Below are 19,739 nucleotides of genomic sequence, written 5' to 3'. Positions count from 1 at the left end.
GCCACCACCGGCGGCCCAGATCAAGACATCGCGGACGGGCGCGGCTCACACTCGCGTGCGTCGGCATCCGTTATGCGGGACGCCCAAGGGGGGTTCGGGGGGACGGGACGTCCCCCCGGCACGTCGCGGGACGCAATCGGCGATCAGTAGGAGTATTCGTCGTAGATCCGCGTCAGATCGCCGTTCCAGGCGCCGCGATACTTCTCCAGCAACTCGTCGGCGGGGACCTTGCCGCTGTCGACGCTTTCCTTCAGCGCGTTCAGGAAATGCGTCTCGTCGGGGACCAGGCCGTCGTTTCCCGACCGGGCGCGGGCCTTCAGCCCGCCCTCGGCAATGGCCAGGACCTCGCGGGCCAGGTCGTGCATCCTCACGCCCCCCGCCTGCGCCTGCAGGCCGTCGCGGCCCGCCGACCGGCGCAGCGCCTCGCGGGTCTCGGCGTCCCATCCCTTGACCAGGTCCCAAGCCGCATCCAGCGCCCCCTGATCATAGGTCAGCCCGACCCACAGCGCAGGCAGCGCGCACAGCCTGCGCCACGGGCCGCCATCGGCCCCGCGCATCTCGATGTACTTCTTGACGCGCGCCTCGGGGAACACGGTGGTCATGTGATCGGCCCAGTCCGACAGCGTCGGCACCTCGCCCGGCAGGGCCGGCAGGCGGCCCTCCAGGAAATCGCGGAAGCTCTGGCCCAGGGCGTCGATGTACTTTCCGTCGCGATAGACGAAATACATAGGCACGTCCAAGACGTAGTCCACCCAGGCCTCATAGCCGAACCCCTCCTCGAAGACGAAGGGCAGCATGCCGGTCCGCGCCGCATCCAGGTTCTGCCAGATATGCGCGCGCCAGGATTTCATCCCGTTGGGCTTGCCGTCCAGAAAGGGCGAATTGGCGAACAGCGCCGTGGCCACCGGCTGCAGCGCCAAAGCCACGCGCATCTTCTGGACCATGTCGGCTTCGGACGCGAAATCCAGGTTCACCTGCACCGTGCAGGTCCGGTACATCATCTGCGTGCCAAGCGTGCCCACCCGACCCATATAGTCGGTCATCAGCCGATACCGCCCCTTGGGCATCATCGGCATGTCATCCTGGCCCCAGATCGGCGCCGCACCCAAGCCGATGAAGCCCGCGCCGATATCGGCGGCGACAGCCTCGACCTCGGCCAGGTGGCCGTTCACCTCGTCGCAGGTCTGGTGGATCGTCTCAAGGGGCGCACCGGACAGTTCCAGCTGGCCGCCGGGCTCCAGGCTGACATTGGCGCCGTCGCGCTCCAGCCCGATCAGCTTGCCGGCCTCCAGGACCGGGGTCCAGTTGAAACGGTCGCGCAGCCCCTCCAGCATGGCCGTGATCGACACGGGACCCTCATAGGGCAGCGGCATCTTGCGCGCGTTGTCATAGCCGAATTTCTCGTGCTCGACGCCGATGCGCCAGGCGTCCTTCGGCTTCTCGCCGCTGGCGATATAGGCGGCCAGCTGGTCACGATGTTCGATGGGGCCTCCGCCCTGCTGGGGAATGGACATGGACGATGAGGCCTTTCAAGGGTTTCCGGTCGGTCACAGGTGGCAACGCGGACGGGCCAAGTCAAGCCGCCTCAGCCCGGCCTCCGCCAAACGGTGCGCATCGCGTCCTGCTGTCGGGCCACCTGCGCCAGTGCTGCCGACACCGCGCCCATGTCCAGACCGGGCAGCGCGGTGAAGGCATCGGCCAGCGCCCCGGCCCCCGCCGCGTCGGCGGGGATCAGCAACGCCTCGCCCGACTGGCTGCGCAGGCGCCAATGCGCATGACCGTCCAGCCGCAACAGGCGGATCTCGACCAGGTCGCGCAGGGGGATCTCTCCGCCCATGTCAGTCGCGCCGTAATAGCGGATCGCCCCCTCGACGATCTCGACCACGCCGGGGGCGGCGACGGGGCGACGAAACGGCGTGCGGCGCAGCGCCCCCAGGGCCAGGCTGCCCGCAACCAATGCCCCTGCCCCGCCCAGGACCGCAAAGAACCAGCCACCCCAAAACGCCACCCACAGCGCGGCCAGCGCCAGCGCCGCAAAGATCAGCAGTTCGGAGTGGGTGCGCAGCAGGCCGCGCAGGTCAGGCCGGATCACGGGCGGCGGCCGGGCATGGGTATTCGGACGACGAAGACGTTCACCACCGGGTCAGCGCGTCCTCGTCCTCGGGGCGGGCGGCGACCCAGCCCGTGGTGCCGTCGCGTGCGATCTCGCGCTTCCAGAAGGGGGCGCGGGATTTCAGCCAATCCATCAGGAAATCGGCCGCGTCGAATGCCGCACGGCGATGGCGGGCGGCGGTGGCGACCATCATGATCTGTCCCCCCACCGGGATGCGGCCATAGCGATGGACGATGCGCCAGTCGGCCAGCCCAAAGCGCGATGCGGCGGTCATGCCGTGATCGGTCAGCGCGCGTTCGGTCATGCCGGGGTAATGCTCGATCTCGAGCGCGTCCAGCATGCCGCCGTCGTCGCGCACGATGCCGGTGAAAGTGACGACCGCCCCGGCCCCCGCGCCAAAGCCCGCAAGTTCGGACGCCAGATCGAAGGGGTCGGATTGGACGCGGGCGCTCATCAGCCGCCCGTCATCGGCGGGAAGAACGCGACCTCTCGGGCGCAGGCCAGGGGCGCGTCCAGATCGGTCAGCTGCTGGTCCACGGCGCAGCGCAGGGCCGCGATGTCGCCAAAGGCCGCGGCGTGCCCGTCAGACTGTGCGGCCAGTTCGGCGATCAGCGCGCGCGGGGTCGCGGCCTCCGTCTGCACGGTTTCGCGGGGGTGGCCGATGCGTTCGCGCAGCCAAGCGAAATACAAGACCTCAACCGTCACGACGGGAATCCTTCAGATAGGGCAGCGCCTTGATGAAATAGTCCCAGCCCGTCCAGGCCGTCAGCGCCGCGGCGATCCAGATCAGCGTCAGGCCGGCATAGGTGGCAAGCGCCGCCCAGCTGCCCGACCAGATCAGCCCGACCTCGCCCACGCGGGGGGCCAGGCCGTGTTCGACATAGGCCAGGCCCGTGGCCAGGAACAGGATCGAGATGGCGACCATCTGCAGGGTCGTCTTCCATTTCGCCAGCTTGGTCACCGCCAGCAGGCGCGACTTGTCGCCCAGGTATTCGCGCAGGCCGGACACGAAGACCTCGCGGAACAGGATGATCGTCACCGGCAGGATCAGCCAGGGGTTCATCCCGGAATACCCGGTGATGACCACCAGCGCGATGACCACCATGGCCTTGTCCGCGATCGGGTCCATCGCGGCGCCAAAGCGGCTTTCCTGTTTCCAGGCGCGGGCCAGATAGCCGTCGATCCAGTCGGTGATCGCCGCGCCCATGAACAGCGCCAGCGCCGCCCAGTCGGCCCAGGGCCTGTGGAAGTACAGAAACATCAGCGGGACCCCGGGGGCCGCCAGCAGACGCAGAAGGGTCAGGATATTCGGAAGGTTCCAACGCATGGCCGCACGCTAGTCCCTGCCGCGGGCGTTGGAAAGGGCCAACGCGCCGCTGGCGAAGCTGTGATCCGGACCTGTCATCCCTTGGCGTTGAAGTGGTCATAGACCTTTTGCGCCATCGCCGCGGAAATGCCCGGCGCCGCCTGCAGATCGGTCAGCCCGGCGCGGCCCACGGCCTTGGCGCTGCCGAAATGCTGCAGCAGGGCGCGCTTGCGCGACGCGCCGATGCCCGCGATCTCGTCCAGGGGGTTTGCCATCTGCGATTTCGCGCGTTTGGCACGGTGGGTGCCGATGGCCCAGCGGTGCGCCTCGTCGCGCAGGCGCTGGACGAAGTACAGGACCGGGTCGTTCATGCGCAGCGCGAAGGGGCGCTGGCCGTGGCGGTGGAACTCCTCCTTGCCATGGTCGCGGTCCTGGCCCTTGGCGACGCCGATCATCGGGATGTCCTCGACGCCCAGTTCGGCCATGATCTCGTGGACGGCCGACACCTGCCCCGCGCCGCCGTCGATCAGCAGCAGGTCCGGCCAGGCCTCGGTCTGGCGGTCGGGATCGTCCTTCAGCAGACGGGTGAAGCGGCGCGTCAGCACCTCCTTCATCATGCCGAAGTCGTCGCCGGGAGTGATCTCGGTGCCCTTGATGTTGAACTTGCGGTACTGGTTCTTGATCCAGCCGTCCGGCCCGGCGACGATCATGCCACCGACCGCGTTGGTGCCCATGATGTGGCTGTTGTCATAGACCTCGATCCGGCGCGGCGGGCTGGGCAGCTCGAACGCGTCGGCCAGCCCCTCCAGCAGGCGCAGCTGGGTGGCGCTTTCGGACATGCGCCGCGCCAGGCTTTCGCGCGCGTTGCGCAGCGCGTTGGTCACCAGGTCGGACTTCTCGCCGCGCAGGGGAACGGCCACGTCGACCTTGCGGCGGGCGCGCTCGGAAAGGACATCCGCGGTCAGGTCCGGATCCTCGGGCGGGTGGGACAGCAGGATCTGGCGCGGTGGCGGGGTGTTGTCATAGAACTGCATCAGGAAGGCCTGCATCACCTCGTCCGGGCTCTCGGCCCCGCCAAGGCGCGGATAGAAATCGCGGTTCCCCCAGCTTTGATTGCCGCGGATGAAGAAGACCTGCACGCAGGCCTGCCCCCCCTCCATGTGCAGGGCCACGATGTCGGCCTCGGCCACGCCCTTGGGGTTGATCGCCTGCACCGACTGCACCGCGGTCAGCGCCTTGATGCGATCACGCAGGGCGGCCGCGCGCTCATACTCCGTGTTCTCGGCCGCGCGGGCCATCTCGGTCGCAAGATCGGACTGGATGGTCGTGGTCTTGCCCTGCAGGAACCGTTCCGCGTCATTGACCAGCGCGTTGTAGTCGGGCGCGCTGATGCGGCCCACGCAGGGCGCGCTGCACCGCTTGATCTGGAACAGCAGGCAGGGGCGTGTGCGGCTCTCGAACACGCTGTCGGTGCAGTTCCTCAGCAGGAACACGCGCTGCAGCTGGGTCAGCGTGCGGTTGACCGCCCCCGCGCTGGCAAAGGGGCCGTAGTAGTCGCCCTTTTCCGACTTCGCGCCGCGATGCTTCTTGATCTGGGGATAGTCGTGGGACTTGGCCACCAGGATGTTCGGGAACGACTTGTCGTCGCGCAGAAGCACGTTGTAACGCGGCTTGAGCTGCTTGATCAGGTTCTGCTCCAAGAGCAGCGCCTCGGTCTCGGTGTTCGTGGTCAGGAACATCATCGAGGCCGTCTCGCGGATCATCCGCGCGATGCGCCCCGAATGGCCCGACGGCCGGGCATAGTTCGACACCCGCGCCCGCAGGTCGCGCGCCTTGCCCACGTAAAGAACCGCCTGCTGGGCATCCAGCATGCGATAGACGCCGGGACTGCTGTCCAGCGTGCGAAGGTAATCCTGGATGAGGGCGTGGCCGGTTTTCTGGGTCATGACGTGAACTTGGTGATTCTCGGCCCCGCTGCAAGTTCCGGGGACCGAAGGCAAGAAGGAAGCTTTCCACGGAATCTGTGGATAATTCTGTGGGTGGGCTGTGAGGATGACCCCGCAGGGCCAGCAATCGTTACAGTTCCGTGAAGTTGCCCTTATTTTAGGCAGATCGCAATGGCGTTGTTATTGCTTGATAATTTTTATTCAGGCCCGTTGTGGACAGAAAAATCTTGCAGAATCCGCATCTTGCAGGGGTCTGCCGGGGTGCCGTGGACAAAATGATCCGATCGTTCCGGATCGGGCCTATTCCGGCCCCAGGACGTCGGGCGTGCGCCACCCCAGATGTTGTCCGCCATCGACGCAGATCAGCTGTCCGGTGACCGCACGCGCGTCCAGGAAGTACCCCAGGGCGTCGGTGATCCCCTGCGCATCCGCCCCCCTGCCCAGCACCGTCGCAGCCCTCTGGGCGGCGAAATGGCGGTCGCTCTGGCGGGCGCCCTGCAGGGTCGGACCGGGACCGATGGCGTTCACGCGGATGTCGGGCGCAAGGGCCTGTGCCGCGGTGCGCGTCAGCGACCACAGCGCGGCCTTGGCGATGGAATAGGTCATGAACTCTGGCGTGGGCTTCAGCACCCGTTGATCGACCATGTTCACCACCAGGCCCGCGGCCTGAGGCTCGCCGTTCTCGTCCGGGCGCGCCTTGGGGCATTGCGCGGCAAAGGCCTGCACCAGCTGGAAGGGCGCGCGAAGGTTCGACCCCAGGTGCCGGTCCCAGCCCTGCATCGTCGCGCTGCGCATCGTGTCGTATTCGAAGATCGAGGCGTTGTTGACCAGCACGGTCAGCGACCCCATCGCTGATGCGACGTCCGGGACCAGCGCGGCGGTCGCATCGGCGTCCAGCAGGTCGACCTGGAAGGTCTGCGCCCGGACGCCCAGGGCGCGTGCATCAGCAGCCGTGCGCTCGGCATCGTCGGCCGAGCCGGCATAGTGGATCGCCACGTCATGGCCGCGCCGCGCCAGTTCCAGCGTCATCGCGCGGCCAAGGCGGCGGGCCGCCCCCGTGACCAGCGCGACGCCCGTCACAGCAGCACCCAGGCATAGGCGGCATAGCCCGCCACGAACAACGCTCCCACCGGCCGCGTCAGGCTGATGCCGCGGAACAGGAACGGGAACAGCAGCAGGGCCGCGCCCAGCATCACCCACAGGTCCAGCCGCAGCATTTCGGGCGGGATGGGCAGCGGAGAGATGACCGCGGTGATCCCCAGGATGGCCAGGATGTTGAAGATGTTCGAGCCGACCACATTGCCAAGCGCCATGTCCGCCCGACCCTTCAGCGCGGATGCGACCGAGGCCGCCAGTTCCGGCAGCGACGTGCCGATCGCGACCAGCGTCAGGCCGATCACGGTCTCGCTGATGCCGAAGGCGCGGGCGATGTCGGTCGCGCCATTGACCAGCAGGTTCGCCCCGACCGGCAGCAGCACCAGGCCCAGCCCCAGCCAGACCGCGATGCGCCCCCAGCCCGCGCCCAGGGTCGCGCCGTCCACGCCGTCGGCCTGCGTCTCCTCGGCGCGGCCAGTGGACAGCTGCCGCCACAGGACCGCGGCCAGCGCCAGCAGCAGGATCACGCCCTCAAGGCGCCCGATCTCTCCGGTCAGGGCGATGCCGATCAACAGCAGCGAGGCCGCGATCATCATCCCCCAGCTTTCGCGCAGGTCGTGCCCCTTGGTGACGATCACAGACACCAGCGCGGTCACGCCCAGGATCACCAGCACGTTGGCGATGTTAGAACCCACGACATTGCCCATGGCGATGCCGCTGGACCCCTTCAGCGCCGCCGACAGCGACACCAGCAGCTCGGGCGCCGATGTGCCGAAGGCCACGACGGTCAGGCCCACGACCAGGGGCGTCATGCCCAGTTTCAGCGACAGTCCGACGGCGCCCTTGACCAGCAGGTCGCCCCCCAGAACCAACAGGGCCAGTCCGCCCAGCACCAGCAGCAGCTCAACGATCACGATGGTCGATCCCCAGAAATTTCTTCAGAAAACGGCGCAGGGCCGGGCCGCGCAGCAGCGCGACGACGACCATGACCAGCAGGAACAGGAGGACGATGCGCAGCATCATCCGCGGGTGCCGAAACGCTGGAATGCGGCGCGATCCTCGGCCGCGTCCATCAGAAGGTCGGCGGACAGGCCAAGGCGGCGCAGCAGCGGCCGGCGCATGCCGTGCACCTCGAAGCGGATCTTGTCGCCGTACAGCGCCTTGAGCCGCGGGACCGGATGGGCGATGCCGTCGGCCAGCCCCAGGCGCACGGATTCCAGCCCTGCCCAGAACTCTCCGGTAAACAGGTCGCGTTCGGCGTTCAGGCGGGTGCCGCGACGGGCGCGGACATGGTCCTTGAACGCCTGGTGGATCGGTTCGAGGATCGCGTGCAGGCGGGCCACGTCGTCGGGATCCTGCGGGCGGAACGGGTCCAGCGTCGATTTCGACGTGCCGGCCGTGTGGACGCGGCGTTCGATGCCCCATCGCTGGATCAGCTGGTCGAACCCGAACCCGGCCGAGATCACCCCGATCGACCCAAGGATCGAGCTTTCGTCCGCCCAGATGTCGTCGGCCGCGCAGGCCAGCCAATAGCCGCCCGATGCGGCCACGTCCTCGACGAAGGCATGGACGGGGATGTCGGTCTCATCCGCCAGCCTGCGGATGCGCGCCGCGATCAGCGACGACTGCACGGGCGACCCGCCCGGCGAATTGATGATCAGCGCCACGGCCAGGGGCTTGCCGCGCCGGAACGCGCGTTCGATCACGGGGGCAAGGGCCGCATCGTTCAGGCCGCCGCCGCGCCCCGCACCACCGATGGTGCCGGACAGGCGGATGACCGCGACGCGGGGCTTGCGGGACAGCAGGCGGGAGACGACGGGAATACGCATCGCCCACAGATAGGCCGCGCGGGGGCGGCCCACAAGGCGGGACGTCAGGCGGGGATGTCGCGGATCGTGTCGCCGGGCAGAAAGGTCGGGGTCAGCGCGATGATGCGGTTGTCGGGCGCCGCGTCCTTGCCCGACACCAGCCGCGCCGCGCGCCGCCCGACATCGACGCGCCGCGCATCCGTGGTGGCCAGGCGCATCGGCAGCCCGTCCAGCAGGTCGACCCCGTTGAACCCCGCCAGCCCCAGCCTGCCGGGCACGTCATAGCCGCGGTCGATGCAGTGCAGCAGCCCCCCTGCCCCGATCATGTCGTTCGAGAAATACAGGAAATCCAGGTCCGGCGCGCGCGTCAGGATGCGCTCGGTCAGCTCGCGCCCCTTCAGCAGGGACGATCCGCCCTGATAGTACTCGCGCGCCTCCAGCTGGACGCCGGCGGCGGCGAGCCCTTCCTCGAAGCCCAGCAGGCGTTTGCGGGCGCGGTGATCCTCGGGCATGTGGGTGCCCACGAAACCGATGCGGCGATAGCCCGCCGCCAGGATACGGTCGGCCATTTCGCGCCCGGCGCGGATATGAGAGATGCCGACCAGCGTGTCGATCCCCTCGCCGTCGACATCCATGATCTCGACCACCGGAAGGCCGGAATTCTGCAGCATCGCGCGCGCCGCCTTGCTGTGCTCCAGCCCCGCCAGGATCACGCCCGAAGGCCGCCAGGACAGCATGTCGTACAGCACCATCTCCTCGCGCGCGGGAGAATAGTTGGTGACACCGATCACCGGCTGCAGGCCGGTATCGTCCAGCTCCGCCGAAATGCCGCCCAACACGTCGGGAAAGACCAGGTTCGACAGCGACGGGATGACCACGGCGACCAGGTTGACCCGCTGGCTGGCCAGTCCGCCCGCGATCTTGTTGGGAACATAGCCAAGCGTCTTGGCCGCGGTCAGCACCTTTTCACGCGTGGCCGCCGACACGTCGCCCCGGTTGCGCAAGACCCGGCTGACGGTCATCTCCGAGACGCCCGACGCCTCGGAGACGTCTCTGAGGGTCAGGGGGCGGCGCGGTCGAATGGGCAGCATGGGGCGTTCCGATCTGTGGATAGCCGATGTTAGCGAAGGACAGACCCGCCCACAACCGCCCCTGCCGCCGCTTGCCAAGCGCCCCCCGATTTGAGTATGCATGCCCGGCAGGCCCCGTGGCTCAACTGGATAGAGCAGCCCCCTCCTAAGGGGCAGGTTACAGGTTCGAGTCCTGTCGGGGTCACCAAAATTACCTGTAAAATATAGGGTTTTTTCATGGTGCTATACAGCACCGTGCAAAACCGCACGTTCGATTGCGCAAAAAATCAGGCCTGATGCGACGGGGTTCTGTACAAACCCCGTACAGTCTAGACGAAGGGAAGATAACCCGAGCGAGGCTCAGTCATGAGTTGGCGCGTAGAGAACGCATGCGCCGACCGGCGATTTGGCAGCGCAGCGCGCAAGCAGATCATCATGTTCCTAGCCAACAAGGCTAGCGATGATGGTTCGGGGATCTGGTGCTCAAAAGGAACAATTCAGCGTCACACCGAGCTTGGCGAAAGCACAGTTAAGCGAACCATTAGCGATTTCATAAATGAGGGCATCCTTGTCGAAACCGGCCGGCGTCCCTGTAAGAACGGATTTACCGTAGTTTACTCGATAGTGCTGGCACGGGTGCATGCGCTAGAGTCGTCCGCTGAACTTTCTTCGAAGGCGGGGGTCACAGTGAACCCCGTTCGCTGTGGCCGCGCTACGGGGTCCACCGTGGCCGGGGTACCGGGGCCACCGTGGACCCCAAATCACCCTACAACCATCCAAGAACCTCCTACGCGCATAGGTGTGAAGGAGGCTGAAGATGATTTTGAAAAGGTCTGGGTCGCGTTCCCGGAGGATCGCCGCCGGGGAAAGCCTGCCTGCATCGAATACTTCCGTGCAGCTTTAGCGACCGGCTTTCAACCTGCCGAGATTAGGTACGCCGCGCAGTCCTATGCCCAGGAAACATCTGGGTTCACCCGCTCGAAGGTCAGCTTCGCGGATAACTGGTTTCGACAGGAGCGCTGGCGAGCAAGCATCGAGACCCGGCGTATCCAGGACACCGTGTCCAAAGCCGATGCAGAAGCCAGCCTGGATGAGCAACGTGCTCGCATGGCGGGGTGGGTGAAAAGCCGCAGCGCCCTGTGTCGTCATATCACCAAGGCACAGCGCCAGATGCTAATCGCCCGTGGCGTTGTGACTATCGAGGAACTGGTTGCTGCGGGTTTGCGGCCATGACACGAAAAGCGTCCAAATCCGTGCAAACTGCCACGTCGTTTAAGCTAAGAGCAAGGCGACCCCTGTCATACGCTGGCGCTTCTGACCGGGAGCCTTGCGAGGGGCGGCGAGCCTCCCCTTCGAACCCCACCGGCACGGGCCATGCCCGCGCTGGCCGGGGTGCCTGCCGCGACCCTGTTGCGCGAGGCGCTGGGCCTCACCGACGCCCGACGCCGCAAGCCGGTGCCGAAGGCCGATCCTGTCCTGATCCGCGAGCTGGGCCGGATCGGCGGCAACCTCAACCAGATCGCCCGCGTCTTGAACCGCAACGCCCTCTCGGGCGCCATTGCGGGCTTTGACGTGGTTCTGGTCGCCCGGCACCTCGTCGGCATCGAGCGCGAGCTGGGCCGTCTGCTGCGGGAGGCGCGGCCATGCTGATTCAGTTCTTCGCTAACGGCAAAGGCGGGGGGGCGGCGCCGGTCGGATATCTGACCGCGACCGAGGTGCTGGCCTATGACGACAACCGCGATCTGCGCCGCGATGGGCGAGACGCGCTTGCTCAGCTCGATGAAGCCGTCAAAGGCCACCGGCAACGGCATCAAGGCAGCCCGTTCTTCGGCCCAGATATCAGCGATCGTGCCAGGCCGCGTCCCATGCGCCGTGCTTTTCCACAGCTCCAGACAATGCTGTTCCAGCCAGACATTCAACGCGGCGAGGTCTGCGAAGTCAGGCATTCCATGAAGCAACTGGTGACGGGAGTCCCGCACGTTCTTCTCGACCTGCCCTTTCTCCCAACCCGCTGCCGGATTGCAGAACTCGGGCTCGAAGACGTAGTGGTTCGTCATGGCGAGGAAGCGCATGTTGACCTCTCGTTCCTTGCCGCGGCCGACACGATCCACTGCCGTCTTCATGTTGTCGTAGATGCCCCGGGCAGGCACGCCACCAAAAACCCGGAACCCGTGCCAGTGGGCGTCAAACAGCATCTCGTGGGTCTGCAGCAGATAGGCGCGCAGCAAAAAGGCCCGGCTGTGCGACAGCTTGATGTGGGCCATCTGAAGCATGGGTCACGCTCTCCACCCAAAATGGCGAAGTCGTCGCTCCAGTCGAACTGGAAGGCCTCGCCCGGACTGAAGGACAAGGGGACAAAGGTCCCCCGTCCTGCCGTCTGCTGCTCACGCTGACGGTCCGCGCGCCAGTCCCGCGAAAAGGCGGCCACGCGGTTGTAGGGTCCAGACTCATTGAATTTCACAGCCAGAACAAGACGGTTGCGGCGAGCATGATCGCGGAGAAGAAGGTTTCCGGGCAGCGGTCGTATCGGGTGGCGACGCGCCGCCAATCCTTCAGACGGCCGAACATGATCTCGATGCGGTTGCGCCGTTTGTAGCGCCGCTTGTCGTATTTGACGGCCTTCCTGCGGGACTTTCGACCGGGGATGCAGACCTTTATCCCCTTGTCTTTCAACGCTTCTCTGAACCAATCAGCGTCGTAGCCCCTGTCAGCCAGCAGCCAACCCGCCTTCGGCAGACTGCCCAGAAGAGCCGCTGCGCCTGTGTAGTCGCTGACCTGGCCGGCCGACATGAAGAACCCGATCGGCCGCCCCGTGGCATCGGCAACGGCGTGCAGTTTGGTGTTCATGCCGCCTTTTGTCCGCCCGATTTGGCGTGCGCGCCCCCCTTTTTCACGCACAGGCTCGACGCCGTGCGGTGTGCCTTGAGATAGGTCGCATCGATCATGATCGTCTTGTGATCGGCGCTCTCAGCGGCCAGGCCGACCATGATCCGGGCGAAGACCCCGTTGTCACTCCAGCGCTTCCAACGGTTGTAGAGGGTCTTGGCGGGCCCATATTCCTTCGGCGCATCACACCACCGCAACCCATTGCGGTTGATGAAGATTATGCCGCTGAGAACGCGGCGATCATCGACGCGGGGCTTGCCATGACTCTTGGGAAAAAACGGCTTCAGGCGTTCCATCTGGGCATCGCTCAGCCAGTAAAGATTGCTCATCGATCAGGTCTCCTGGCGGAGCCTGAATCATGCCAAACGCCTGAAATCAATGGGTCTGGAGCCTATGCAGTATACGCGCGAAAGCAAAGCCTGATTTCCAATCCACAGCGACAAGGAGGAAACTTAAGCCTTACAATCGACACAGCGCCACACATTACCATCAAGGCGAGGAATCCCTTAAATAGCACGCACCAACATAATCTATGACAAACCATGCATAAATCATTATACTTAAATAGATTAGCAGCGCCAACTTGGATATTAAGCATTGCGTCGTCCAGTTAGCTAATCATGAATTTTAATGTCAAGATACTTAAAAATCACATCGCATCAAGAATAATTATTAATTGTTCAAAAAGAGATAAATGGCTTTAAAAATTTATTGCCAAGCAAAGCCGCGATGATCAGCAATTCTATAAAAATATAGCTAAAGCGGATTTAAAATTTTTACAAATAAATATATAAGTGAGAATCGAAAAATTTATTAATTCACGTTTATTATTTAAAAGCTGCTATTTTCAATCCTATCGCCCGGTGCGTTGCCGTCATACAATTACCCTCCACAAGTTCCCACTGAATGTATTGCGCAGTATATTTCAGCAGGGCTCAATGTACGCTGGCATAGCATGATCAGGGATGCCGAACCTTGGGTAGGGGGATCACGACTATCCGGTCGCGCTGATCTTCCGCCACAAGCGCTGCAACCTTTGCGCGGACCGTGCGATAGGCGCTGTTGTGCTGATAGGACGACAGCGCGTCATCGATCAGGCGCAATTCATCCTCGGTAAACAGTCGGGCCAACGATATCTCTCCAGTTGCTGCGTCAAATCACGTGGCGGGGTGTAAAGGATCGATCATTAACAATTTGCACGGAATGCATTCACCACGCTTCGACGGATGCCGGCAAGTAAGGTATCTGTGACCCTGCGACATCTTGCGCATTAGTCGAAATGGCGCCCCATCTTCCGCCGTTAGGCCGACGGCGTGAAGCGGCGCATTGTCAGTTCGATGACCTCCTCGTCATCGGGAAGCGGGATCGCGCTTTCCAGCATCACCTTTTGCATCTTGCCGTCGATCTCGATCAGGCCTTCGGCATATTGTGCCAGCTGATCCTGCGTCATCTCGGTCGTGGTGCGGATCCGGATGTAATCGCCACCGGTATCGACGATCTCTCCCGACAGTTCGGGGCCGTCTTCCAGGGTCAGTGTTGCATGGGTCATCGTTAACTCCTTGTCGGCCTGCTTATGTGCAGCCCTCATCCGAACGCGCGATGGCGGGAATGGGTCCGCGATCCGCCCGGCAGGTACCGCAACGTTCGCTTGGCCGTGCGGAGGCTGGCGCGACGCGCGACCGTACAGCGCCCGGTCCTCCCCTTGACCGTTGCGGATCCGTTGCCGGCGACTCGGCACAGGCAACGCCCGCATGGTTAAGGAAGTATTACCGCAAAGGCTGTGTAACGAGCCCTGCAAACAGCGCAGATCGGAGACGTCACCATGCCGACCGGAAAGATCGCGGCCCGCCTCGGGGTCATCAACAGCGAAAGCTCCCGCCCATTCGTCAACGCGTTCAAGCAGGCCTGGTCGTGGCAGTCGGACCGGGGCGGCCTGCAATGGGACGCGCTGGTGGCCGCAGGGCACATGACCGCCGGTGGGCGGCTGATCTCGATCCCGCCGAACTCGGGGGGCTTTCGGACCCGCGTCTTCCACAACATGCCGGCCCAGGCCGGCGGGACCGGCCGGTGGCGCCTGCGCTGGCAGGGGACCTGCACGATCGACGTCATCGGCGGCACGAACATCAACCGGTCCCTGCCGAACGAAATCTATTTCGACTTCACCGCGAACGGGTCCAGCTGGGTCGACATCATCGTCCGGACCATTGACCCTGCCGGCGGGCAGATCCGCAACATCCGCCTGAACCACCGGGACGACTGGCCCGACGCCGACCGCGGCGCGATCTTTCGCAGCCAGTATCTGGACACGGTGCGCGGCTTTGGCGCGCTGCGGTTCGACGAATGGGTCGGCATCCTGACCAGCGCGGACCAGGGTGGTCTGCGGATCACCAACTGGGCCAGCCGCGCCCTGCCGACCGACGAGATCTTTCACCGCTTCGTGCCCTACGAGTGGATGGCCGCGCTGTGCAACCAGGTCGGCGCGGACATGTGGCTGTGCCTTCCGACCGCGGCCACCGATGATCATTTCCGCCAGTGTGCCACGCTGATCCGGACGCTGATGCCCGCGCCGCGGCACGTCTATGTCGAATACAGCACCAAGACCTGGGACTTTTCTGGCACGCCCCAGGCGCATTACTGCGCCGAGCAGGGCCGCCTGGCCTTTGGCACCGCCACGGGGTCCGAGTTCCGCAACTGGTACGGCATGCGCGCCACCCAGATGGCGCAGGCCTGGCGCGCGGTCTGGGGCAACGACACCCGGCTGCACACCGTGGTCCAGCACCAGGCCGATTGGGTCGGCGGCGAGGCCGACATCCTGGTCGCCCCGCTGTGGCGGGACCGCAGCGGGACACGCGGGCTGCCGACCTATGTCGCGCCGCATTCGGTGATCGACATGCTGACCGTGCATGCCCAGGTTGACGGCGGCATGGCCTATGGCGCGCGCGTGGCCCAGATCGACGGCTGGCGCACGACCCTGTCGCAAAGCGCGGCATTCGACCGGATGCGCGACCAGATGCTGACGGGCGCGAACTGGGCGGCCGATCGTACCGTCAGGGCGCTGACCCCCAAGTGGCGCCATTACCGCACCGAGGCGACGAAGTATGGTATGGAGCTGGGCGCCTACGAGGTCGGCAACCATCTGAACGGTGTCGGTGGCACTACCGCCACGCGGGCGTTCCTGCATGCGTTCTCGGTCAGTGCGCAGATGGGCGCGGTCTATGCCGCCACCATCGCCGCGCTGCGGACCCAAGGGTTCGACGGGCCGATGGCGATGTCGGTCGAATGCCGGTTGCCGGACGCGAATGTCTGCCACGGCCTGCAGCGCTGGTTGGGCGACCGCAACCCGGCCTGGACCGCGGTCGCGGCGCTGATGGAACCAGTGGTGGTCCCGACGCCCACTCCGACTCCTACTCCGGCACCTACTCCTACTCCGGCACCTACTCCCACTCCGACACCGACACCCACGCCGACTCCTACTCCTACTCCTACGCCGACCCCGGCGCCTACACCCACTCCAACCCCGACGCCGACACCAACGCCAACTCCTACTCCAACGCCAACGCCAACGCCGACCCCGACGCCTAATCCCACCCCGACTCCGACGCCCCAGGAACCGAACATGAGCGATCGCAAGAAACTGACCGACGTCTTGGCGGCCCTGCTGGCCACGACCACGGACCTGCAAGCCTATCTGGCTGCGCAGCCGGTCGTGACGCCCGCACCCGTTCAGCCGGCACCGGTTACGCCCGCACCGGTCACGCCGACGCCTACCCCCGCGCCGACCCCCGCGCCGACTCCAGCACAACCCGCGCCCGTCACCCCGGCTCCTGCGCCGGTCCAGCCTGCACCCGTGCAGCCGGCACCTGTCCAGCCCGCGCCGGTCGCGGCGCTGCTGCCCACGGGCTATCGCGCCGTTCAGGACTTTACCATCGACCGCGCGCTGTCCTTTGACTGGAGCAGCGCGGGGGGCATCAACATCTTCCTGCCGAACTGGGCCGGGGGCGACCGGGGCAACGGCGTGGGCGGCAGCCTGGGCACGCCGGCCCGCGTCACCTACAACACCGACAAGTCCGTCTCGATCAGCGCAGCGATGGAGGGGGGCCAGTGGCGGAACGGTGCGATGCAGCTGAACCGCCCATCCGCCGCCATCGGCAAGTGGGGCGCGGTGGTCACCAGCCACACCAGCAGCGCCGTCAATGCCTTCTTCACCCACGCGGACAACGGCAAGGAGCTTGATTTCGAACTGGTCAAGCGCAACGGTGTGATCGGCTGGGCGCCGGCCGTCCACATGCCCCGCACCGGGGGTGGCCGTGCATCGTCCGACCGCCGCACGCTGGCGCTGGGCGAGTTCAAGCCGGGCGTGCCGCAGCGCCTGGAGTTCGAGCTGTCCGCCGACCGCTGCGTGTTCTCGATCGACGGCAAGGTGTTCGAGACGGTGCGCCATGCCGACATGGCGTCCGGCTTCATCTGGGACCTCACGACGAGAATGGCGACGCTGACGACGATCGAACGTCATGCCGCCTGGGCCGGCTGGACCACCGAGGACTATGCCCGCGAAAGCCGGATGACCATCCACGGCTTTGCCCTGCCCACGATGCCCTGACGGTCAGACGCCAAGGAATGAACCATGCCCCGCCATCGTGCGGGGCATGGTCTATTGCATGGGATGGGTCCGAATCCGGTGTCAGGCCGCCGCAGGCAGGGCGTCCGCCCGCGACAGGCGCGGGGCGACCGGGTTCGCGGCATGGTGATCGACCAGATGCGGAAAGTCCTTGGCCAGCTTCAGATCCTTGGTCAACAGCAGTGTTTCTGCCACCAGCACGGTCCCGGCATCATCGGCCTTGACCGAGAGCCAGCTGTGATCCTCGACCAGGATATGGAAATAGCTGCGGCCGTCGATCAGACCGCGTTTGCTGCTGACCGCGCCGGCCTCGACGTTGAAGCCGTCGACCTGCACGCCATGATTGGCCGAAAGACGAACGCCGGCGACGATGCTGGGACGGTCGCGGAACTGCGTCGGCTGCCATGATCCGACCGACAGGACGCGCTGCGGCCCCTTGGAGGTGGTGACGATGTCGCCGGCCTGGATGGTCTCGACCTTGACCCATGCGTTGTCCGCCAGGATCAGCGTGCCTTCGCAAAAGCACGGACCGCCGATGTTCTGCGGCGGGTTGGATCCGACATCGTCGCCGCCGCGCGTTCCCAGATACAGCAGGGCAAGCGGGATCAGCGCCAGCCAGTAATTGGGCGCATTGCCAACGGCAGCGACGGGCGTGGCGGCGGGGGTGAATTCCACGATTGGCGCCACGTAACCGCCTGCATAGGCCGCAACGGAACTGCCGAAGGCCGCGACACCGACCGTCAGCGCCTGAAGCAGGCGACGGGACGATTTTGCAGAGCCCTGGGAAATGCGGTTGTTACGGCCAAAGCGGTTGCCGTCGGCCGGCGCGGTGCGCTTATCGCTGATACGCATACTGTGCGATCCAATTCACTTGTGACTGATTGTCGCGCAAGATGAACGCCCTCTGCTGCCGATAAAAGCGGCAATTTAAGGCGAGAATTGGGCAGTAACGCAATTCAGGGTTTAGTTAATTGTCATTACAGTGGGTTGAATATTCAGATGCCTGTCCAATTATACAGGTGGTTCCTTTTCGCCGAAACGCCCGCGTTCGGGTGTTTATGCCCAAGCGCCCCACATTCAGCCAAAGCACGATACTGCGCGGCAATTTCCTTCGGAATCAGTCGACATCGCGGTCTTGCTGCGCTGACCGCCCCTGGCCCACGACTGTCCGGTGGTTGTCAGCGCCTTTTCTAATGGCAGGCGCTGATAACGACTGGCAGGCGGAAGGAGTGAAATCAGAACGACAGTGGATGACGCTCAAATTTTCCAATGAACAGCGCGCACTTTTTAGAATGCGCATCAGCCACGACAATACCAAGATGATGATCCGCAATTCACCGACAATTACGGTGCAGGTATCGGCGGCATAATATTTTCGGATTGTATTTAGCGCGCATCGCCTGTCAGGCACTGCGCCCGGCATTGGTGCGGGACGCACCATTCGATGCCGTCAACGCGAACGGGTCCGGCTTTGGCCGGACCCGTTCGGATCGTGGGGTGGATGGGTCAGGGACGCGCCTTGACGACCTGCAGCAGGGGCATGACGTCGGACATGTCCGGGCCATGCGCCTGGCCGGTCACGGCCTTGCGCAGCGGCATGAACAAGCCCTTGCCCTTGCGGCCCGTGGCCTCCTTGACCGCCGCGGTCCATTCGCCCCAGGTCGCGTCTGTGAAGGGGCCCGCAGGCAGCAGGGTCATGGCCTGCGCGATGAAGTCGGCATCCTCGGGGTCGATCTGGGGCTCCGCACCCTCGCTGAAGATCCGCCACCAGTCGCCCAGGTCGTCCAGGCGCGTGATGTTCTGGGACGCCACGCGCCAGAAGCGTTCGGCCTGATCGTCCGGCACGCCCAAGGCCGCGATGCGGTCGGCCACGGCCGCGAAGGGCAGCGCCTGGTTGCGTTCGCGCGTCAGCGGCCACAGATCCTCGGCATCGAACTTAGTGGGCGATGCGCCGAACTGGCCCAGATCGAAAGCCTCTGCCAACTCGTCCAGCGAGGCCAGCGCGACCGGCACGCCCGACCCCAACCGCGCCATCAGCGCGATCAGCGCCTCGGGGGCTACGCCCGCCTCGCGCAGGTCCTTGAGCGACAGGGCGCCGATGCGCTTGGACAGCTCCTCGCCCTTGGCGCCGGTCAGCAGGCTGTGATGGGCAAAGGCCGGGGGCGTGCCGCCGATGGCCTGGATGATCTGGATTTGGGTGGCGGTGTTCGTCACATGGTCCGACCCGCGCACGATATGGGTCACGCCCATGTCGGTGTCGTCCACGCTGCTGGCAAAGGTGTACAGCACCTGGCCGTCGGCCCGGATCAGCACCGGGTCGCTGACGGATGCGGCGTCGATCGAGATGTCGCCCAGGATGCCGTCTGTCCATTCGATCCGGTTCTGATCCAGCAGGAAGCGCCAGTATCCCTCGCGCCCCTCGGCCCGCAGGCGATCCTTGTCGGCCTCCGACAGCGACAGGCCGGTGCGGTCATAGACCGGCGGCTTGCCCATGTTCAAAAGCTTCTTGCGCTTCAGGTCCAACTCGACCGGGGTCTCGAAGACTTCGTAGAGGCGGCCCGAGGCGCGCAGCGCATCGGCCTCGGCCCGATAGCGGTCCATGCGCAGCGACTGCCGCTCGACCCGGTCCCAGTGCAGGCCCAGCCATTCCAGGTCGCGCTGGATGCCGTCGACATATTCCTGCTTGCTGCGTTCCTGGTCGGTATCGTCCAGGCGCAGGATGAACGTGCCGCCGGCCTTGCGGGCGATCAGATAGTTGAACAGCGCGGTGCGCAGGTTGCCGACGTGGATATGGCCGGTGGGCGAGGGCGCGAAACGGGTGATGGTCATGGGGCGTCTCCTGTTGCTGTTGCTCTTTCACAGCCGGGCATTTTTGTCCATATCGGGGGGACCATGCA

General features: G+C 65.1%; 18 protein-coding genes, 1 tRNA gene and 1 pseudogene. 4 read left to right on the top strand and 16 right to left on the bottom strand.

From position 1 onward, the window contains the following. Positions 1 to 143: 143 nt before the first annotated feature. The 10 genes from EOJ32_RS04655 to EOJ32_RS04610 all read right to left on the bottom strand — a co-directional run bounded on the left by EOJ32_RS04655 (position 144) and on the right by EOJ32_RS04610 (position 9,359). Positions 144 to 1,514 (bottom strand): glutamate--cysteine ligase, encoded by a 1,371-nt coding sequence (locus tag EOJ32_RS04655; protein WP_127897850.1) that lies wholly within the window; start codon positions 1,512 to 1,514, stop codon positions 144 to 146. A gap of 71 nt (positions 1,515 to 1,585) precedes the next feature. Continuing rightward, entirely contained in the window at positions 1,586 to 2,092 is a 507-nt protein-coding gene (locus EOJ32_RS04650; protein ID WP_045981075.1) for a hypothetical protein, read from the bottom strand. Positions 2,093 to 2,132: 40 nt separating this feature from the next. Then, on the bottom strand, positions 2,133 to 2,567 hold the full coding sequence (locus EOJ32_RS04645) for a molybdenum cofactor biosynthesis protein MoaE (protein WP_127897849.1): 435 nt from the start codon (positions 2,565 to 2,567) through the stop codon (positions 2,133 to 2,135). After that, entirely contained in the window at positions 2,567 to 2,818 is a 252-nt protein-coding gene (gene moaD, locus EOJ32_RS04640; RefSeq protein WP_127897848.1) for a molybdopterin converting factor subunit 1, read from the bottom strand. The genes EOJ32_RS04645 and moaD overlap by 1 nt, the downstream gene beginning before the upstream one ends. Next, positions 2,808 to 3,440, bottom strand: coding sequence for a CDP-diacylglycerol--glycerol-3-phosphate 3-phosphatidyltransferase (pgsA, locus tag EOJ32_RS04635; RefSeq protein WP_045981072.1), 633 nt, complete (start codon positions 3,438 to 3,440; stop codon positions 2,808 to 2,810). The genes moaD and pgsA overlap by 11 nt, the downstream gene beginning before the upstream one ends. A gap of 74 nt (positions 3,441 to 3,514) precedes the next feature. After that, complete coding sequence (uvrC, locus tag EOJ32_RS04630; protein WP_127897847.1) at positions 3,515 to 5,365, bottom strand: excinuclease ABC subunit UvrC; 1,851 nt, start codon at positions 5,363 to 5,365, stop codon at positions 3,515 to 3,517. A 300-nt stretch (positions 5,366 to 5,665) separates the two neighbouring features. Further along, positions 5,666 to 6,394, bottom strand: coding sequence for an SDR family oxidoreductase (locus EOJ32_RS04625; RefSeq protein ID WP_240542535.1), 729 nt, complete (start codon positions 6,392 to 6,394; stop codon positions 5,666 to 5,668). A gap of 47 nt (positions 6,395 to 6,441) precedes the next feature. Then, positions 6,442 to 7,374, bottom strand: coding sequence for a calcium/sodium antiporter (locus EOJ32_RS04620; protein WP_045981070.1), 933 nt, complete (start codon positions 7,372 to 7,374; stop codon positions 6,442 to 6,444). 105 nt (positions 7,375 to 7,479) lie between these two features. Next, positions 7,480 to 8,289 carry a S49 family peptidase gene (locus tag EOJ32_RS04615; protein WP_045981110.1) on the bottom strand — a complete coding sequence of 270 codons (810 nt, stop codon included), beginning with the start codon at positions 8,287 to 8,289 and terminating at the stop codon, positions 7,480 to 7,482. A gap of 44 nt (positions 8,290 to 8,333) precedes the next feature. Continuing rightward, positions 8,334 to 9,359: a LacI family DNA-binding transcriptional regulator gene (locus tag EOJ32_RS04610; RefSeq protein WP_045981069.1), complete on the bottom strand. Its 1,026-nt coding sequence runs from the start codon at positions 9,357 to 9,359 to the stop codon at positions 8,334 to 8,336. 110 nt (positions 9,360 to 9,469) lie between these two features. Between EOJ32_RS04610 and EOJ32_RS04605 the strand changes: the two genes are divergently transcribed. The 3 genes from EOJ32_RS04605 (at position 9,470) to mobC (ending at position 10,988) form a co-directional block, all read left to right on the top strand. Continuing rightward, a tRNA-Arg gene (locus EOJ32_RS04605) sits at positions 9,470 to 9,546 on the top strand. A gap of 158 nt (positions 9,547 to 9,704) precedes the next feature. Further along, the gene (locus EOJ32_RS04600) at positions 9,705 to 10,571 is read left to right on the top strand and encodes a hypothetical protein (protein WP_127897845.1); all 867 of its coding nucleotides are present in this window, start codon (positions 9,705 to 9,707) and stop codon (positions 10,569 to 10,571) included. 141 nt (positions 10,572 to 10,712) lie between these two features. Next, positions 10,713 to 10,988, top strand: a complete 276-nt coding sequence (gene mobC / locus EOJ32_RS04595) for a plasmid mobilization relaxosome protein MobC (RefSeq protein ID WP_127897844.1) — start codon at positions 10,713 to 10,715, stop codon at positions 10,986 to 10,988. A 104-nt stretch (positions 10,989 to 11,092) separates the two neighbouring features. Here mobC and istA read toward each other — a convergent pair. The 4 genes and pseudogenes from istA to EOJ32_RS04580 form a co-directional block, all read right to left on the bottom strand. Then, a pseudogene (istA, locus tag EOJ32_RS04590) lies at positions 11,093 to 11,799 on the bottom strand (IS21 family transposase); the annotation flags it as partial. Next, positions 11,796 to 12,553 (bottom strand): IS5 family transposase gene (locus tag EOJ32_RS04585; protein ID WP_127897843.1). Its coding sequence is split into 2 segments (ribosomal slippage): positions 11,796 to 12,229 and positions 12,229 to 12,553, totalling 759 coding nucleotides; the frame shifts between segments, so codons are not numbered across the junction. The gene EOJ32_RS04585 and the pseudogene istA, both read right to left, overlap by 4 nt. A 630-nt stretch (positions 12,554 to 13,183) precedes the next feature. Continuing rightward, positions 13,184 to 13,354: a hypothetical protein gene (locus EOJ32_RS20045; RefSeq protein WP_157001307.1), complete on the bottom strand. Its 171-nt coding sequence runs from the start codon at positions 13,352 to 13,354 to the stop codon at positions 13,184 to 13,186. A gap of 170 nt (positions 13,355 to 13,524) precedes the next feature. Further along, a complete protein-coding gene (locus EOJ32_RS04580) occupies positions 13,525 to 13,773 on the bottom strand; it encodes a hypothetical protein (protein ID WP_045981067.1) in 249 nt (82 codons plus the stop codon). 273 nt (positions 13,774 to 14,046) lie between these two features. Between EOJ32_RS04580 and EOJ32_RS20250 the strand changes: the two genes are divergently transcribed. After that, the gene (locus EOJ32_RS20250) at positions 14,047 to 16,824 is read left to right on the top strand and encodes a hypothetical protein (protein WP_205963179.1); all 2,778 of its coding nucleotides are present in this window, start codon (positions 14,047 to 14,049) and stop codon (positions 16,822 to 16,824) included. Positions 16,825 to 16,905: 81 nt separating this feature from the next. Here the strand turns inward: EOJ32_RS20250 and EOJ32_RS04570 are convergent, their stop codons facing one another. Then, positions 16,906 to 17,694, bottom strand: a complete 789-nt coding sequence (locus EOJ32_RS04570; protein WP_127897842.1) for a Hint domain-containing protein — start codon at positions 17,692 to 17,694, stop codon at positions 16,906 to 16,908. Positions 17,695 to 18,348: 654 nt separating this feature from the next. Further along, positions 18,349 to 19,671 carry a glutamate--tRNA ligase gene (gltX, locus tag EOJ32_RS04565; protein WP_127897841.1) on the bottom strand — a complete coding sequence of 441 codons (1,323 nt, stop codon included), beginning with the start codon at positions 19,669 to 19,671 and terminating at the stop codon, positions 18,349 to 18,351. Between the last annotated feature and the right edge of the window lie 68 nt (positions 19,672 to 19,739).

The sequence above is a fragment of the Paracoccus sp. Arc7-R13 genome, assembly GCF_004010775.1.
Taxonomy (GTDB): domain Bacteria; phylum Pseudomonadota; class Alphaproteobacteria; order Rhodobacterales; family Rhodobacteraceae; genus Paracoccus; species Paracoccus marcusii.
The sequence above is the reverse complement of the archived record's forward strand: the minus strand, read 5'-3'. Positions and strand labels throughout refer to the sequence as shown.